The sequence below is a fragment of the Streptomyces sp. AC627_RSS907 genome, from assembly GCF_019049165.1.
Genome location: NZ_JAGMUE010000430.1, coordinates 1 through 716 on the forward strand (window position 1 = coordinate 1; position 716 = coordinate 716).

The following is a 716-nucleotide window of genomic DNA, read 5'->3' on the forward strand; positions in this document are numbered from 1 at the left end:
CGGCTCGGACGCGGCCCTGGAGTGGCTGGCCAGGCTCGGCCACGAGCCGACGATCGACGCGCCGGAGGCGGGCGGCGGCCCCGACCTGTCGTACGGGGCCAGGCCGCTGCGGCGGCTGGTGCAGACGGCGATCGGCGACCAGCTCGCCCGGGCCATCCTCGCCGGCCAGGTGCGTGACGGCGACACCGTGCGCGTCGACCACGAGCTGGGCGCCGACGGCCTGACGGTCTCGGCCAGCTCCGGCGCGCAGGCCGCCGCGCCGGAGCCGGCCGGGTCGGCCGCGGACGGCTGAGCCGGCTGAGCCGGGCCGTCCGGGCGGCCCGGCGCCGGGTGTGCCGCGGGTTGAGCGGAATCGCCCGGCCCGCGGCGGCCGGGACGAGCCGGGCCGGTGGCGCGTGCGGGGTTGCGGTGACCGGGCGGTGATGAGGGAGGATGGCGGAATCCGTACGAAGGGAAAAACACGGTGAGCATCGACCCGACCTCGATTCCGAATTTCGGGGGCCAGCCCGAACCTCAGGAGGCTGGGCCGAGCGGCCCGGTCCTCCCCGACCAGGACCTGGTCAAGCAGCTCCTTGAGCAGATGGAGCTGAAGTACGTGGTGGACGACGAGGGTGACCTCGCCGCTCCGTGGGAGCAGTTCCGCACGTACTTCATGTTCCGCGGCGAGGAAGAGCAGCAGGTCTTCTCGGGGCGCAAGTTCTACGACCGGCCGCACG

2 protein-coding genes are annotated in these 716 nt (G+C 74.2%); both read left to right on the forward strand.

The features are described from left to right. Positions 1-292: hypothetical protein (locus tag KUM32_RS36280; protein WP_217146155.1), on the forward strand; the 292-nt coding region annotated here is incomplete at its 5' end. A gap of 171 nt (positions 293-463) precedes the next feature. Beyond that, positions 464-716, forward strand: a 253-nt coding sequence (locus KUM32_RS36285) for a YbjN domain-containing protein (RefSeq protein WP_217146156.1), incomplete at its 3' end; no start/stop codon positions are given.